The organism is Rhodanobacter sp. A1T4, from assembly GCF_014207185.1.
In the GTDB taxonomy this organism is placed as follows: domain Bacteria; phylum Pseudomonadota; class Gammaproteobacteria; order Xanthomonadales; family Rhodanobacteraceae; genus Rhodanobacter.
On the sequence record NZ_JACHCP010000012.1, the window covers coordinates 66,171 to 83,181 of the forward strand.

Annotated in this window: 12 protein-coding genes; 5 read left to right on the forward strand and 7 right to left on the reverse strand. The window is 54.7% G+C overall.

Translation table 11 applies throughout. The features are described from left to right. Nucleotides 1-154 precede the first annotated feature (154 nt). The 3 genes from HDE80_RS20445 to HDE80_RS20455 all read left to right on the forward strand — a co-directional run bounded on the left by HDE80_RS20445 (nt 155) and on the right by HDE80_RS20455 (nt 4,636). On the forward strand, nt 155-1,723 hold the full coding sequence (locus HDE80_RS20445) for a DUF1800 domain-containing protein (RefSeq protein ID WP_184673938.1): 1,569 nt from the start codon (nt 155-157) through the stop codon (nt 1,721-1,723). Nucleotides 1,724-1,791: 68 nt separating this feature from the next. Continuing rightward, a complete protein-coding gene (locus HDE80_RS20450; protein ID WP_184673946.1) occupies nt 1,792-2,994 on the forward strand; it encodes a DUF1501 domain-containing protein in 1,203 nt (400 codons plus the stop codon). Between the two features lie 145 nt (nt 2,995-3,139). Continuing rightward, the gene (locus HDE80_RS20455; protein WP_184674076.1) at nt 3,140-4,636 is read left to right on the forward strand and encodes a DUF1800 domain-containing protein; all 1,497 of its coding nucleotides are present in this window, start codon (nt 3,140-3,142) and stop codon (nt 4,634-4,636) included. Nucleotides 4,637-4,669: 33 nt separating this feature from the next. Here HDE80_RS20455 and HDE80_RS20460 read toward each other — a convergent pair whose 3' ends face one another. Together HDE80_RS20460 and HDE80_RS20465 are read right to left on the reverse strand one after the other, a co-directional pair. Next, nucleotides 4,670-5,611, reverse strand: coding sequence for a sensor domain-containing protein (locus HDE80_RS20460; RefSeq protein WP_184673948.1), 942 nt, complete (start codon nt 5,609-5,611; stop codon nt 4,670-4,672). Continuing rightward, nucleotides 5,611-5,973, reverse strand: coding sequence for a PadR family transcriptional regulator (locus HDE80_RS20465; protein ID WP_184603332.1), 363 nt, complete (start codon nt 5,971-5,973; stop codon nt 5,611-5,613). The genes HDE80_RS20460 and HDE80_RS20465 overlap by 1 nt, the downstream gene beginning before the upstream one ends. Before the next feature lie 661 nt (nt 5,974-6,634). Between HDE80_RS20465 and HDE80_RS20470 the strand changes: the two genes are divergently transcribed. Next, nucleotides 6,635-8,545 carry an AAA family ATPase gene (locus tag HDE80_RS20470; RefSeq protein WP_184673951.1) on the forward strand — a complete coding sequence of 637 codons (1,911 nt, stop codon included), beginning with the start codon at nt 6,635-6,637 and terminating at the stop codon, nt 8,543-8,545. 226 nt (nt 8,546-8,771) lie between these two features. Beyond that, nucleotides 8,772-10,115 (forward strand): ATP-binding protein, encoded by a 1,344-nt coding sequence (locus HDE80_RS20475; protein WP_184673953.1) that lies wholly within the window; start codon nt 8,772-8,774, stop codon nt 10,113-10,115. A gap of 353 nt (nt 10,116-10,468) precedes the next feature. On the opposite strand, the gene HDE80_RS22300 is transcribed toward HDE80_RS20475, so the two are convergent. The 5 genes from HDE80_RS22300 to HDE80_RS20500 all read right to left on the reverse strand — a co-directional run bounded on the left by HDE80_RS22300 (nt 10,469) and on the right by HDE80_RS20500 (nt 16,962). Continuing rightward, nucleotides 10,469-10,936, reverse strand: coding sequence for a hypothetical protein (locus HDE80_RS22300; RefSeq protein WP_255484031.1), 468 nt, complete (start codon nt 10,934-10,936; stop codon nt 10,469-10,471). Between the two features lie 927 nt (nt 10,937-11,863). Beyond that, nucleotides 11,864-12,856 (reverse strand): hypothetical protein, encoded by a 993-nt coding sequence (locus tag HDE80_RS20485; RefSeq protein ID WP_184673957.1) that lies wholly within the window; start codon nt 12,854-12,856, stop codon nt 11,864-11,866. Beyond that, nucleotides 12,856-13,596, reverse strand: a complete 741-nt coding sequence (locus tag HDE80_RS20490) for a hypothetical protein (RefSeq protein ID WP_184673959.1) — start codon at nt 13,594-13,596, stop codon at nt 12,856-12,858. Before HDE80_RS20490 ends, HDE80_RS20485 begins: the two co-directional genes overlap by 1 nt. Continuing rightward, nucleotides 13,593-15,251 (reverse strand): hypothetical protein, encoded by a 1,659-nt coding sequence (locus tag HDE80_RS20495; RefSeq protein ID WP_184673961.1) that lies wholly within the window; start codon nt 15,249-15,251, stop codon nt 13,593-13,595. The genes HDE80_RS20490 and HDE80_RS20495 overlap by 4 nt, the downstream gene beginning before the upstream one ends. Nucleotides 15,252-16,407: 1,156 nt before the next feature. Next, entirely contained in the window at nt 16,408-16,962 is a 555-nt protein-coding gene (locus tag HDE80_RS20500; RefSeq protein WP_184673963.1) for a hypothetical protein, read from the reverse strand. Nucleotides 16,963-17,011 lie beyond the last annotated feature (49 nt).

Below are 17,011 nucleotides of genomic sequence, written 5' to 3' on the forward strand. Positions count from 1 at the left end.
CCAGGGATGAGCCGCGCCAAGGCGTTAGGTGAATCAAACCCAACGCGCCGCCCCCATGATTGATTCCCGCGTCAGCCTATCGCGACACCCATACGTTGATAACTGGACAAGTCGCCACCGGGCGGCTTCCCGAACGGCGCGTGGGAATCCAGCAATGCTCGCAAAAACTGTCATTCAACTGCAAAAATCGGCGCCCGCACTGATCATCGCTGTAACTTGCGCTTTGGCTGCAACGCCTGCGCTCGCAACCGATAAGCCACTTAGCCGTGACGATATCGCCTGGCTGCAGCGGGTAGGGTTTGGTATCGACTCCGTCGAATTGTCAGATTATCGAAAGCTTGGCCGCCTACGGTTTCTCGATGAGCAACTCGCTGACCATGCTGGCGACACGCTGCCGCCCGATATCGCCGCGATGATCAAGAGCTACGAGGCCATCAATATGCCGCTCACCGAGCTGGCCGCGCAGTTCCGCGACAGCCGGCAAAGCATTCAGGCGATGCCCGACGGTGACGCCAAGATCGCGGCAAAAAAAGCACTACGCGTGCATGGCCGTGAGTTGGCCATGGAGGCGCAGCAGACCGAATTGCTGCGTGCCATTTATGGAGCCGACCAGCTGAAGGAACAAATGGTATGGTTCTGGCTCAACCATTTCAGCGTGTATGCGGCCAAGGGTGGCGTGCACGTCGGCGCGGCGGATTACGAGGAAAATGTGATTCGCCCGCACGCGCTGGGCAAGTTCCGCGACCTTCTCCTGGCCACCCTGGAAAGCCCGGCCATGCTGCAGTTTCTCGACAACGCGAAAAACGTCAAAGGCAAGACCAACGAAAATTACGCACGCGAACTGATGGAACTGCACACACTGGGCGTCGGCTCGGGCTATTCGCAGCAGGACGTGCAGCAGCTGGCGCTGATCCTCACCGGTGCGGGATTGGCACTCGGCAAGGGGAATGGCATGGACGGAGGATTCTTTCACCACCAGCCGCCCGGCATGGTTCGCAACGGTCTGTTCGTCTTCAATCCCAACAAACACGATTTCAGCGACAAGGTTTTTCTTGGCCATAGCATCAAGGGCAGCGGCGCTGACGAAATCGCGCAGGCAGTCGACCTTATCGTGCAGCAACCCGCTTGCGCCACGTTCGTCTCGCAGCAGATCGCGCAGTACTTTGTCGCTGACAAGCCGCCCGCAGCCCTGGTGGATGCGATGGCAAAGACTTTCCGCCGCACCGATGGCGATATCGCCTCCGTGCTGCGCACGATGTTTCTATCCAACGAACTCACTGCCCGCGTCAGTTATTCGAACGAGCCGAAAAAGTTCAAGGACCCGACCCAGTTCCTGGTTTCCGCGATGCGATTTGCCTACGATGGTCAGCCGATTACCAATGCGCAGCCGCTAGTAAACTGGCTCAACCAGATGGGCGAGCCGGTATTCGGCCGCATCACACCCGATGGCTGGCCGCTGGACGGCAGTAGCTGGTCGAGCTCCGGCCAGATGGCCAAACGCTTTGATGTGGCGCGCATGATTGGTAGCGGCAAAAACAGGTTGTTTGCCAGCGGCGACGGGCCGCCGCTGCACGTCGATCCGCCGACGATGAACAATGCCATCTACCAGCAGACCATCGAACCTGACTTGTCATCGGCTGCTCGTACCGCGCTGAGCAAGGCAGCCTCACCGGCAGAATGGAATACGTTTTTGCTGTCGTCGCCGGACTTTAACTACCGATGACTCACATCCAATGAATCACATCAATAACTCTGCTTTCATCAGCAAAGACCAACTCAGTTGAGGTGTCTATGAACCGTCGCGAATTCCTGCTTGCCGCCGCCAGTGCTGCCGTGGCCGTCCCGACGCTGTCTTTTTCCGGCAAGCTGTTTGCCGCGCCAGCCAGCTCGCAGCGCTTTCTATTCGTTTTTCTGCGCGGCGGCTACGACTGCAACAATCTGCTGGTGCCTTACAGCAGCGATTTCTACTACGAGTCACGCCCGACCCTGGCAATCGCCCGCCCCGACGCCAACAACCCAAACAGCGCCATTGCGCTGGACTCGAACTGGGGCCTCAATCCCGTGTTGCGCGATTCGATCTACCCGCTGTGGCAACGCAAGCAGATTGCGTTCGTACCGTTTGCCGGCACCGATGATTTGTCGCGCAGCCATTTCGAGACACAGGACAACATCGAACGCGGTCAGGCCATGGGAGCGACCGGCAACTATCGTTCCGGCTTTCTCGCGCGTCTGTCCGGTCAGCTGCATAGCGTACCCACCATCGCCTTTACCAACGATCTACCGCTGAGCCTGCAGGGTTCGGACAAGGACGTGCCGAATATCTCGCTGCGGGGCAATACCAACTCGTCATTTGACGCGCGGCAGTCGGCGATTCTCACCGACATGTATCGCGGCACGCCGCTGGCATCTGCCACAGCCGATGGCCTGGAACTGCGCAAGACAGTATCAAAAGATCTGCAAGATGAAATGGCCAAGGCCAGCCGCGGCGCACCAAACGCGAGCAATTTCGCCAACGAGACACGGCGTATCGCCACCTTGATGCGTGATCAATACCGGCTTGGCTTCGTCGATGTTGGTGGCTGGGATACCCACGTCAATCAAGGCAGCGTCACCGGCGGACTGGCCAACAATCTGAAGAATCTTGGCGAGGGCCTGGCCGCTTACGCCGACGCCCTGGGCGACGAATGGAACAACACCACGGTGGTGGTCGTGTCTGAATTCGGCCGTACCTTCCGCGAGAACGGCGACAAGGGCACCGACCACGGCCACGGTACCGTGCACTGGGTGCTCGGCGGCAAGGTCAAAGGTGGCCGCATTGCCGGTGAACAAATCGCGGTGAACCAGCAGAACCTGCTGCAGAATCGCGACTACCAAGTGCTGAACAACTATCGTGACGTGCTGGCCGGCCTGCTGGGTCGCGTCTGGGGGCTGCAAGGCAATCGCATGCAAGCGGTATTTCCTCAGGCAAAGCCGCGCGATCTGCAGCTAGTCTGAGCGCATGATGGGGCAGCACATCGATATTGCCGGCTCGAGCTTAGTGGATTTCAAGGAAACGCCCTGCATGCGCCCTGTTCAATTTACTGTTTCGAAGAATCACCTACTGCGCGGCCTGCATCTCTTCGCTTGCGCCTCGCTGTTGATGACACCGCTATTGGTCAACGCACGAAGCAGCGCTCCGCTGAAACCCGATGACATCAACTGGCTGCGCCGCGATGGGTTCGGACTCGACACGGCTAGCGTGATGCGTTATCGCGAACTCGGTCGCGGCGGTCTGCTCGACGCACAACTCTCCGATCGCATCAACGATCCGCTACCGCCTGCCATCGCGTCGCTGATCAACGGTTATCAGGCGATCGCCACGCCGCCACAGCAGTTGCTGATGGAACTGGATGCGGCGCAGCAGCACATCAAGACGATACCGGATGGCCCCGATCAGGTTGCCGCGAAAAAAAGCCTGCAGGACCTGGTCAACCAGCTGCAACAGCAGGCCGAGCAAGCTGAAATGCTGCAAGCGGTGTACGGCCCGAATCAACTGAAAGAGCAGCTGGTGTGGTTCTGGCTGAATCACTTCAGCGTCTACGCGCCGAAGGGTCGTGTCCGCTGGGAGCTGGGCGACTATATGCAGAACGCGATTCGTCCACACGCGCTGGGCAAATTCCGTGATCTGGTGATGGCCACGCTGGAAAGTCCAGCCATGCTGGAATTTCTGGACAACAATCAAAATGCCAAAGGACACGTCAACGAGAACTATGCACGCGAGTTGATGGAGCTGCATACGCTAGGCGTGGGCTCGGGCTATTCGCAACAGGACGTGCAACAACTGGCGCTGATCCTCTCCGGCGTCGGCATTGCACCAACAAATGGCAAACCGGAAAAATTCAATCCGCAGTTCGCACCGCTGGTCGTGCGCAATGGCTTGTTCGAGTTCAATCCACAGCGCCACGATTTCAGCGACAAGGTTTTCCTCGGCCACACGATCAAGGGCAGCGGCTTTGACGAAGTCACTCAGGCAGTCGACATCATCGTGCAGCAGCCAGCCTGCGCCGAATTCATCTCACGCCAGCTGGCCGAATATTTCGTGGCCGACAACCCGCCACCGGCGCTGGTGAAGAAGATGGCGCATACCTTTCAGCGCAGCGGCGGTGATATCGCCAAGGTGATGCGCACGATGATCGAATCACGCGAATGGCTGGCCGGCAATCATCAGAAATTCGACAATCCGAAGTTCGATGACCCGATGCGTTTCGTCGTGTCATCAGTGCGGCTGGCCTTCGATGGCAAGCCTGTCGCCAACGCGTTGCCGCTGGTCAACTGGCTCAACCAGCTGGACGAACCACTATTCGGCCGCATCACGCCCGATGGCTGGCCACTCGATGGTGCCAGTTGGTCGAGCTCCGGCCAGATGGCCAAACGTTTCGACATCGCCCGTGCTATCGGCAACGGCAACAATCAGCTGTTCACCCCCATCGGCAGCACCACACGCAGCGGCGGCTTTCCGATGCTGACCACGCGCCTCTACTACGACACCATCGAGCCCTACCTGTCTCCAGCCACACACGACGCGCTCGCCAAGGCCACCTCGCAACAGGAGTGGAACAGCTTTCTTCTGGCATCGCCGGATTTGAACTACCGCTGATTCACCCTAGTCGCCTCGGACGAGGCGATCAGCTCAGTCGAAGGAACTCTGCACCAGCAGGTGTTTGGCGATCTGTCCGTGCAACTTGCCGAGCCCGCGCACCAGGTGCAGCGTGATGAATAGCAAGGCGATGCCGATCACGCATATGACGATCGCTTCGCTCCAGCCGGGTACGTGCTGGCCAAAGCCCCAGTCGACAGTCACTCGGTTGCCGATGAAAACGCTGTCCCCCCAGAGATACTGGAACGGCAGCGCCAACGGCACTAAGACGAAGGCGATCGACACGCTCAGCAGGGTCACCGAAAGGGTGAAATAAACAATACCCAGCGGCAACATCAAAAACATGTATAGCAGCGTAGTCCAGGTCCGCGCGTCAGTGAACATCGAGCCGATGCGCTTGAACAACGGCTGCCCCGGCTGCGCGGTATACGCCGGTCGCCGTGGCATGCGCACGCCCAGCATGGTTTCGACGATGCGCCCTTCCAGCAACGACAACCCACGCACGCTGCCGAAAAAAAGCACAACGAAGGGAATACCGATGATCAGTACCGAGAGACCGGCCGACATCGACACGCCGGTTACCGCCCAGGTGAAATAGAAGATGCCGGTGGCCAGCGACAGCAGCATGTAAAACAGTGCACCGTAGGTACGAGCATCAGCTGCGACACCGAAGAACCGGCCCATCAGCGAACGCCGCTGCGGCGCAGGTGGTGGCCGGATTGCACGCTGGATTTTTATTTCCTGATCGCGATAGATCTCGGCCACTTCATCCGGCGCGCCATAGCTGCCAACCACCTGTTCCAGCATGGCGGCCTCATCGCGACCGGGCTGATCCGCCAGCTCAGCGCGCAGATGCTCCTCGGCATCGTAGAGCGCATCCTGGATCAAGGCGGGGTCGGCACCGCGCAGCGCGGCACGAAGCTGATTGAGATATTCGACGATCGTGCGTGGCGTCGTTGGCGACGATGGTTTCATCACACCCCTCCTTGCAAAACGTTATCGACGGAATCGCGGGTGGCGTTCCACGCTGCTATCCATTCGCGCAGCGTGTCTCGCCCTGATTTGGTGATGCGGTAATAACGGCGTGGTGGCCCGCTAACCGACGGCTCGACCTCGCTCGACAGCAGGCTGGCCAATTCCAGATTGCGCAGCACCGGGTACAACGCGCTCTGTTTGCCGGCCAGCACGCCCTCACCGGTTTCCTCCAGTCGTTTGGCGATCTGGTAGCCGTACATCGGCTGGCGCGACTGGCTAAGCACAGCCAGCAGCACCAACGAGACAGTTCCGCTGGAAAGCTCCTTCTGGAATTTCTTCAACTGGCTGGCGGTGTCTTCCACAGGCTTACCTGCACGGCTACATAGTCGTGAGTAAACAGTAGTACTTACTTAGTAGTAGTACATGGGCCTGAAGTCATGCTCATCGCGAATCTTCTGGTGGGCATGACACCAATGTTTGTACAACGCGTACATACATTGGTGTCATGCGATATGTACGAACAATGGTGTCAGCCAGTTACGGGTAAAGCCCGAGCTAAGTGCGGGTAGTCGTAGTGACCGCACGCCGTTCCGGTCAAGCATGTACATGGCGCGAGTGCTGACCGCCTGCAGATTGCGTATTCCGGTCGAACCCGGCTATCCCAATGATCAAACTGGCCACCAGGAATGCTCCGAATCCGGCCGCCCCTAACGATCTGAAACCGCCCCCCGCCCCCCCGAGACCGCCTGAAAAACGCCGCCAAGATGAGGCACGCTTACCGATGACCACTTAACCAGGGAGAGCTGCGCACACCGAAACGCGTGCAACATGCGGCCGACCCGCGCTGACCAGGTCGTCGATCAGTATGATCAGCCACGGGCCGTTCGCAACCTGCGGAAACCCACCCAAAGCTGCCGACCAACTTGCTGAAGGACGATGACAAAAATGAAGCTTGATGTGGGACGATCCCGGTCGGGGATTGCATTCTGAAGCGGTCTTGGAAGGCGAACACAAGGAAGAAAAATGCCAAACATATCGAAGTTGGTGCGCATTGGTTTACGCAATATTGGCTGCATCGGAGCAGATGGTCTCACGATCGATTTGGACAACGTCGTTTGTCTTGTGGGCAAAAACAATTCTGGAAAATCGACGGTCCTGAGAGCCTATGCCTTAGCCCTTGGGGCTGAGACTTTTTCGTCAGAGCGCGATAGGTGTCAGCTTTCACCTGCTGAGGAAGCGTCGGAAGTTGAACTTGAAGTACACATCCCGGCAGGCATTGGAAATGTCGACGAGAAGTGGAAGCGTGCAGAAGGTGAGCTTCTCATTGTTAGGAGCAGATGGCAGTGGGCTGCACCAGATTTCAAGCCTGTGAGGTCAACTTGGGATCCGGAGGCTGGTGACTGGGCTGCCGATGGTAAGGCTGGCGGTGCAGACAATGTTTTTAAATCGCGGCTGCCGAAACCACTTAGGGTTGGTTCTCTCCAAGATGCTGAAGGGACGGAGAAGTCGCTGGTAACCCTCGCCCTGTCTCCGTTGATGACCGCCCTTGAGAACGAACGCCAGAAAACTGGATCTGCTTTAGCTGGCGCACTTGAAGAGGTCATCAAACAAGTGAATGCTCTTGGCACAGCTCACGAAAAGCATTTCAACCAGATAGCGGCCAAGGTCACCGAAGGTTTCAAGAGCGTTTTCCCGCGCCTCGATGTGCGTTTGAATGTCACGACTGGACCTTGGGCTCCAAAAATTGACAGTCTCGTCAGGGATGGGTCGGGATTGCGGGTAAAGGATGGCAAGTCAGACACTGCGCTCGTTCAGCAAGGTACCGGGGCAAGACGGGCGCTCTTCTGGGCCATGCTGCAGGTTCATAACGAACTGACCCGCGATAAAGATGCGCGAGAGAACTATCGAAAGTCAGTTGCGGCAGAGCTTAAAAAGGAACAGGCAGCGAAGAAAGCTGTGGACGCAGGCAAGGTAGATGAGCTCAAGACGCGTCTGGCTGCGATAGATGAAGGTGGGGCAATTCCTCTCGACGCGGACGACCCGGCTTTCCCAGGCTATCTCCTGCTGATTGATGAGCCTGAAAATGCCTTGCATCCAATGGCTGCGCGGGCCGCACAGCGTCACCTCTACAAGTTGGCAGAGAGTGCGGACTGGCAGGTGATGATGACCACGCATTCCCCATATTTCATCAACCCCCTCGAAGATCACACTACGATTGTTCGACTTGAACGAGGGGATGACGATGATGTCCCGATCTCTCCGAAGACCTATCGCTCGGACGACATCGTTTTTGAGGGAGACGACAAACTCAGGCTCCAGGCTCTTCAGCATGTGGATCCGAGCTTGGCAGAGATCTTTTTTGGTTCCTATCCAGTGTTGGTTGAAGGTGATACAGAGCACGCGGCTTTCATCGCATCGATCATTGAGAAGCAACATGATTTGATGGAAAAGGTAACTGTCGTCCGAGCTCGTGGAAAAGCAATACTTCCATCGCTCATTGCAATCATGGAACATTTCAAAATTGACTTCGGCATCGTTCATGATTGCGATCCGCCTTTTACCAAAGACGGCAACAACAATGGAATGTGGACGCAGAACAGCCGTATCCGGGATGCTGTATTGAAGGCGCGACAAGCTGGCATAACGGTCCGACACCGTGTCAGCATTCCTGATTTCGAGCGCTACCTTGGATATGATGATGAGTCGAAGGACAAGCCTTTGACTGCGTATCTGAGCATTACGAATGACGATGCACTGAGTGAAAAAGTACAAGGCCTCTTGACCGCACTTGTTTCGAGCGACCAGCATGAGCCTTTCCCCGATGTAGCGCTGAATGCTGGCCAAGATTACCTAAGCGTGTTGCGCGCGCCGCTAATGATTTGGGCGGCCGAAAAACAATTACAGGATAAGCCGCGTTTCAAGGGGAAAACTTGATACTGTCTTAGCTGCAAGCACTGGACGGATGTCACTCCTTTGGCAACGCGGTGATTTAGTGTTGGCCGAAACCGCATCCGTCCGAGCCGAACCGACATTGCGGTGCAAGGCAGCGTGATAGGCTTTCTCCAGGCCTGACAGTTTCCGATGGAGATGGGTAGATGTGCCCTGTTATCCAGTTCGACTTCGGTTCCGCGCACTCTCCCTCCACACTGAACTAGGTGCCATGGATCCAAGAAGTCTTGAAGAGCATGAGTTCGGTGCACGAATCCACCAAGTCCTCTTTCCTGCGACTCCTATTCAGTCGTCCGAGTTTTTGTTTGGTCGGGAAGCGCAACTCGACCGGATACGTCGTTCTCTTATGGCGCCAGGGCGACAAATCTTCATCTACGGCGAACGTGGTGTAGGAAAATCGTCTCTCGCGAACGCTGCCGCTGCGGAGTATCAGTCTAGCGACGCTCCACCTATCCATGTATCTTGCTCGAGCGATGGTACGTTCAACAGTGTTGTGTGGGCCCTCATTAAGGCAACGAACGCTGAGCCTAATGGGTCAGTCAGTGTTCGTACTGAAGGCCACGTTCAAGCGAAGTTTTTGGGGGCCTCACGTCAGCACGAGGAAACGACTCCGGTCTCCACTCAGCCGCTCAACATTGAGGAGGCCGCTGCTCGGTTGGATTCCGCCTTCGAGCGTTATTCGAAACAAAGCATCGCGGTGATTGACGAATTCGACCGCATCCCCGATTCCAAAGAGCGAAATCGCTTCGCAGAGCTACTCAAGGCGCTCGGTGATCGAAACTCAAGGGTCAAGCTCATCTTCACGGGCGTGGCCTCTGCGCTAAATGAACTTCTCGAGTCCCATGCGTCAGCCCATCGCCAACTCGATACGATTGAATTGGCGCGCCTGAATTTTCAGCCTCGAATCGATATCGTCAAGAAAGCACTGGCAGCCTTCGACACCGATGCCGATATGAGCGTAATTTATCGCATCGGCAATGTCAGTAATGGCTTTCCATATTATGTCCATTTGATGGCCGAGCAGTTGTTGTGGGTTTGGTACGAAGATCGAACAGCTGACACGATTGAGCTCAAGCACCTGCATAACGCATTCGCACGGGCAGCAGATGTCGTACATGCAGATTTACGTAGGCCTTACGATCAGGCGGCTCGGGGGCGTGATCATGCCGCCTACGTGTTATGGGCGGTGGCCGATGCCTACGACCTTGAGCGAGGCAACGATGCGATCTGGAGGTCCTATCAGCTGATCTGTGAAGCGCTTCCAACAGAGCCGCTTGAGCGAAGGAAGGTTACGGAACAACTTCGAAAACTACGAGATCAGTCACATGCTTCCATCTTGGCTGTAGATCCTGCCAGAAGACTCCATCGCTTCAATGAAGCGATGGTGCGTGGCTATGTCCGCATGGTCGCCGCGAGCCAGGGTATTGAGCTCGACGATCAAAATTTCGACGTACCGCCTCAGATCATGCATATCCCGCGCGCGTCCAACAGAAAACGTTGGTTCGATACGGACAAGTTTTTACCTCCGGTTGGAATGGGGAAAGCAAGGCGGTAGAAACAATGATCTCGGTTTGGCCGAAAGTAAGGCGCGAGCCACCATCCGGGGCTAGATAGAGGATTGGCCTGTGGATCGGAAGCAACGCGCGCCTAAAGGTTGCCAACGGCCGGAAATAGACGGCGAGTTCCAGCAGGCTTACGGGCTCCCGTTCAGCACCAGCGTCGTGTTCAGGTATGACCAAAATCGAGGGTCAGCCGAACCTGAATCCGCCGCTAAAAGCAAAGGTAGAGCGTAAGCAGTGGTAAAGCCGGCAACACACTGCATCTCACAGCGAAATGCATGCCGTGGACACGATGCCCCAATGAGTAACGTTTGCCACCCACCTGCCGGCTTAGCTCGATAGGTTAAACCTATTGATTTATCGACCACCGTGTCCAAATCCACTCGAGCACGAATCGATCGGGTAGACGAGCCTTATTTCCATGTTTAGGATTTGGCCGATGAAAGTGTCGAGCAAAAAAAGATGCGTCAAATACCTTACAGAGGTCGTTCAAACTGACATTGAAGTCATTGCCTATCTCCGCCAAGTCATCAGGCTCAAGCTCTCTAGCCCTCGCGCTATTTAGATCCATCGCCCATCGGTAAGCTTTCCCAAGTGAGTTAAGACGCTCTAAGGAATCCTGGGCGTAGTACAGAGATTGGTATTTGTCGTAAAGACCAGCACTTGCATCTCGCACTGCGATCTTAGCCACCAAGAACGGCTTCAACAAAAGCTCAACTGGATGCAGATGGCTGATATTTTCGCGAACAATAAATCGCTCAATTTGACAAACAGCCAGGTAGATTCGCTCTGCTTGTACGACCGGCGGAAGCGGCATGTACTCCGGACTCGACCACTCACTAAACAGAACTGGACTCGATGCCTGTCGCGGAGAATCTAAAAGCTCTCCGATTGAAATGCTTTGTATCGCACACAGGTTGAGCAACGTACGCAGCGACGGGCACCGAGATGTTTTCCGCGCCCTATAGTCGGCCTGGGCCAAAAGCATCCGCATCGGTCGTACCAGCGTTCCGCACCTCCCCGCGTTTCTCCTCAACTCAACTACAAAGCTAACGTAGTCGTCCCAGGAAAAGAAGTTCGCCCGGGGCGTACCACAGTACTCAGTCAGTTGACCGACTTGCTCATCTATCCAAGTGGTAATTTTTGGTCCTCCAACCCATCTTGGGTGAGCAGCTAGCGACATTCCACACCGGCCGCACATTCGGCGAATATTTAGATCGCTGACATTACGCTGATGACTGCCGCAACCGTGACACGCATGCTCCATGAGACAACTATGCTTCGGGCAATTGCGGAGGAGATCAATATTCCAAATGAGCGGCTCCCAGGATGAATCTTCATCCCATTCCTCATAGCATTTCGGACACCACCGTCTCTTGTAATCTCTATAGAGATTGAAATTGCGAGACACCACATCTGAAACGGCCCAAAGCGTCCCACATCGAAGATTTCCTTCACCAGTTAGACGCTGCAACACATCCAGGCGACGAATAGCCGCCTGATTCAAAATCGATGACTTTTCGAATGAATAGCAATACTTCTCTTTGACACCGGACTCCAATCCAACGTAGGCCCGAGTTTTCACCGCCGGAAGACCGGTGGTCCAAATCAGGCGACGAAAAAAATGCTGAACGGACTCAACGTCCGCCGTGCCAACGCCTCGCAGCCTGAGTGGGGGGAACTCGGTCCAACTCGAAGAGCGATCCCGCGCATGCGGTTCCACATTCAGTGTCATCGTGGTCAATCAACGAAGCATCTGACCAATAAATTTTGAGCTCGCCGGCTTTCTAAGCTCATCGAAGATCGCTGCCTCACGATGCAGGGTGTTTAAGACCTGCTCGGTGCTTACAGCCTTTTCCAAATGCGCTTTCGTAATAGCAAATTCGCCTTCGCTCGCTCGGATGTCATCGGCCCGTCTGTAGTACGCCAGCACTTCACCAAATACCCCTGCACTGCAGGCATATGCTAAGTCTAAAGCTCTCCCCACAAGCGCTTTATTCGCGAATCGATACTGACTAGCTGCGCTAACGGCTAAGCGCTCAAAATTTCTTCTGTCCTCTGAGATATCCAATCGATAACGATCCACCCACACAAACCGAGACCGTCTAAGAATCTCCGCGTTACCTTCCCACAGCGCAGCCATCTTCGGTACACCGAACAAAGCCAGCGATATCTTAATTTCTTCCGCCATGACCATATAGCTAACCATATGATCACAGGCGCTTTTACGTTCGAAGTTGTACGTTAGAGAGGCCGATTCTTCGACAAAAATCGAGCGAAGGTGTCTAGCGATAGCCGTTCGTTCGACAAAAGTCCGTATCTGGTGTTCGGGCTTTTTCATGTAAGCCGCCATCCAAAGCTGGCTTCTCAATCGCTCCTCGGCGAATGCATGCCCCCGATCAGGATCATCAACAGTGGATCTATCGCGGAGCCAATCGAGATTGGGCTCCGCCAACTCCAGATACATCCGTGAAATGAACTCTTTGGTATTGAAGTAGGAACGGTTCACGGGTGCGGCGCGTACGCTTATTACAGGAAGCTCGCCTGCCCCCCACATGGTTGGATCTCCCGCAAACGACCGCATATTCGCGTACCTGATTTCCGACTTGCCCGAGCCCGACAGACCGCAGATATAGATCAGCTGGCCATCGATCTGTGTTTGAAGTGCGCGCGCAAGGTCGTCGCGCGCGCGCACAAAAGCCGGATGAAGAACAATTTTTGATCTGTTAGCGGCCATCATTTTTCTTCCTCAGTCAGAAAGGGAGAAATACGTTCCTCTCGTGTGCTCCACCTAGCTACATTTTTTGATTTCTTAGGCTCGCTGCCTTTTTCGATCATATGGACGAGATGCTGAGTCGCCTTTGCCGCCAGGTTCGCTTCATCGGTCCTAAGCGCTCGTTCGATGCGTTTTTCACTCTTAATGCGGGCGTTTTCGGATCGAAACGTTGCGTCGGTCATCGACTCAAATAACTTGACGAAGTCTGATCGACCAGCCGACTTCAAGTTGTCTGCCGTTGTTGCCAAGACCCACTTACTCTTGAATCTCACATACATCCTGTACGGATCCACACAGTCCCTACGCTTATCAGTGGGCTTCTCCATTCGAATGCAGTGAAGAAGTTCAGCACTAACGTAGGTTCGTCCCAGATACCGCACGCCACGCCTTGGATCGATCTGAATGTCACGCTCGATAGGGACAGATGTCGCAATTAGAAAGTCATCCATATTCTGGATATTGACGACACCCGCGTTGCCGAAAAGTCCGGTAAGCCACTCCTCCTTTTCAGCGGCAGAGCTGCGCTGTAACCCGTGAGGAGTCGTAGGCATGTCTTCAAAGAGATATCGATCTAGGTGCTCGACGATGGTGGAGTAATGGTGGCAGGCCGTCGTATAACTCTTCTGCCGGCTGGTTACTGAGCGGCCCTGCTTATCAGGCTCGGTGCTCCCAAGGAAGCGATGGGCCAACTCCGAGTTCACGCGGCCCAACGCGTTTTCAGCATGTGAGTTCTTCCTAGGATTACGGGGGGCGGCTGTATTCGTGTGGCCCCTATCAAGGTACAAAAAGATTCAAACCACTCACCGGTATATTCAGAACCTCCGTCCACGATCCAGTAGCGTGGAAGCGATCCCTGACGATGTAGAACGTCCCGAATGAGTACTGCAAGCGAGTTACGACACGACGTACCGAAAAGGATGGCACGCCCCAGCGGCTTCCCGGTCGCCGAGTCAATTGCCAAATAGAGCGTTGGACAATCGAAGCCGAGCGTCGCCAAAAAATCCGGACTGCAACGTTCGTCGAATTTTGTCGAATCAACGTGAACCATGATGCCGGGCAAAAAGCATCGCAACGTTCGCGCGCCCGGGTCGGTGGCAAGCTCCACGGCATGAAATCCCCTGTGGCCACCTTCCGTATATGCGCGCTTCTCCAAAGAGAATTTTTTTAATCGTGCGTTGAAAGTTGCCCTACACGGTGTTCGTACACCTGCATTTCTGCAGAGAAGCGTGAGGTGGTCATGCGCCTGAACCTTTCCTCGTATCGTGGCATCCCGACGATATCGAAGGATACTTAGGTGCATTAATTCTTCTTGCGCTGAAGTCAATTGGGAAACGCGGCGCCCCGATTTATAGTATTCGGTGAGGCAGACTTCGAGCTCATTGCCGCCCCCGTCCCTGGCGTCGAGAACTTTCTTAACTAAATCTAGGTATCGGCGGGACCCAGAGTCTTCGCCAGCCAAAATGCGTTTTACCCTTTCTAACCGTTTTATTCCGTGCTCGTAATCAACCACGCTCGCAAGCAAGATAGGACTGCCGACTGTAGGCTGTAGCATTCCGCCTTGGAGCGCCGTGAAGGAAAGAGCATCGTTCGCCTCTGCTTGAGCTGAACTGGCGTACAGAGGGAAGCGGTCAACCTCGTCTAGCGGTATAGATTTTAACGGGCCAAATATTTGCTTCGAAGCGAGAGCCTTCAGGAGGTGGGTTCCGGAGAGGCTGGATATAGACGTCAACGCTTCAGCTACTACCAGAGGTTTTTCTTCTACCGTTTTTATCAATCGAGATATGCATGCCTCGATGGCCGGTGCGCCCCCGTCTACACATTGCTGGGCGTAGAGAATGAGCAAATTGGCTTGATAGATCCCATGTGGCTCGGGCGGGCACCAAATCATGTAGCGGAGCCCACGTTCGTTCGCCCACGCCTCCACTGGTGGCCTCGTCCATACGCCATCACGACAGACCCACTCGTCCGGCCTCTTTGCAGCCAAATGTTCGAGAGCAACCGTCGGCTTGCACTCCACCAGACATACACCCTCAGGCTCGAATACCATGAAGTCAGCGGTCGTCGAACTTACACGTCCGCTTCGGTCAATATTCTTCGGTCTCACCTGCACGTAGTACTCGTGACAGGGGCTAAATAACTCAAGCCACAAGCTATATAGGAACTCGACGGTATAACTCTCGAGCTTTCTTCGCTGACCGTTTTTCTGCGAATAGAAATCTACGAGGATATTCTTAAGGCCCTTTTGACTCAGCGGTCTAGCTGGACTCTCCGCTCGCATTTCTTCAATCTCGCGAATAACCACGGGATCCAAGCCAAGTCCCTGTAGATAAAAACTGCGCTGAACATCGTTAAACATTGTCCGCCTCCTTATTGGCGCGCACGGGGTCTTGGCGGGCACGTGGGCCACTGCCAGACATCGAACACAACGGGTCGTCTTCAATCGCGGAGCGATGAAAATGCTTGACGTAGCCGTGGAATAGGCGCTAAAACTGGAGACGAAGCACGTTCAATCGGAAAAAAGCTTCGCGTTTACATCAAACCCCACGTCTGAACACGTGGGGTTTGAACGTTATAGCGCCAATGAATGCGCTATCCGCTCATGGTTGATCCTCCTTTGACGATGTACTGATTACCGTGTCCCGAAACATAACTTTCTGAAGCCACGCGCGAACCGTCGGCGTCGCCGCGAACCATCCTCGCCGGCCGGGAACTTGAAACATCTCGATAGGGAGTCGCCCCGCCTGTCTAGCTTTCGCGAGCGCTCCAGTGGAGGGAAAGCCAAGTAGGCGCGCCGTATCTGCGGCTGATAGCAGGGGGACCCTGGGCAGGTAGCTGTCGATGTCAGCCTGAATGGTCAGTTTGCTTGTCATCGGATGCCTTTTGTCTACGAATTTCCCGCTTAATCGCGCTGTATCGTGCTCTGTCTTGCACAGCATTCCCTACGCCAAAATGCCGAGCGCAAAATAGAAAGAATGATGTGATTCGGGCATGTCATGGCCAGAACGTGCCACGATCAGAGCTTGGCTGCAAGTGCCATAAATTGACGTAAGTTACTGTTTGATATAAATATATCGCACTTAAAGCGACGCATTACATCTCGAAAGATGCTATGTTTTCTGATAAGGGATCGGCGCAAAAATGCTGATCCTCCGACCGATGACCGTCGAGGTGAGGCATGCACCCATACATAGAGTGGCTCAGCAAAGCCACGGTCAAGGAACTTGAAGAACCAGCAACGCGTGCGGTGCAGCGAGCGATTAGGGAAGCCCATGCTGCCGGCATTTCCACAGTTGGTAGCTCTAGTTCTGGGGAGCTGATCGAGACGCTTCCAGACGGCTCACAGCGGCCATTCGAGGCTGTGAGAAAGCAGCAATAACTAAGAAGATAAGTTCAAAGAGGAACCGCCCGAGGATTTTTCAAAGATTGGATCTGGTCGAATCTCAAACTTAATATCTTCGATATGACTTGATAGAACCAAGACGATTTATCGCTAGTCAATCGCTGCAAGAAAATTAACTTGCAACAGCCGCCTTGCGTTTCTCTGAAGCACGGCGTCCAAGAATAAATTGCACCATCCCCACAGACACAAATAGAACAATGCAACTTCCTAGGAAAGGTGCAATTTGCCACCAACATACAAAAACATCCGCAACAAAAATACCTAAACTTAGGTGTAAAGCCACTACCTTCGTTGCAACCGAAGCCTGCACGATGAGTGATCCAAAGCCACTTAGACTGAGTGCCGTGCGCGCGAGAGCATCCTGCGAATTTTCCATTTTTTCGGCCTCGTTTGGCACCTTCCCAAGCCGAAGCATGCTCCCCATTTTCCCCAGCGCCGCACCTAATTCAAGCAATAAGTAAACAGCAGCGGCGATGAGTAGCGAAGCGCTGCCGGTTCCAGCAGCAACTAAAAATAAGTGAGCTAAGTCTACGAACTGAAAATCCCCAGGATTCACTAAATATGAAACTACGACCGTTGGGCTGAACACGCTAACGGCGATCGACAGATACACAAGCCCTCGCGTTCCGTGCAGCGAGGGAAGCAAACTTATCAGCTTTTCGAACATGATCGTTTTCCATCCCTAGAAAATTGCAAACGCATTTACGACGCGATTC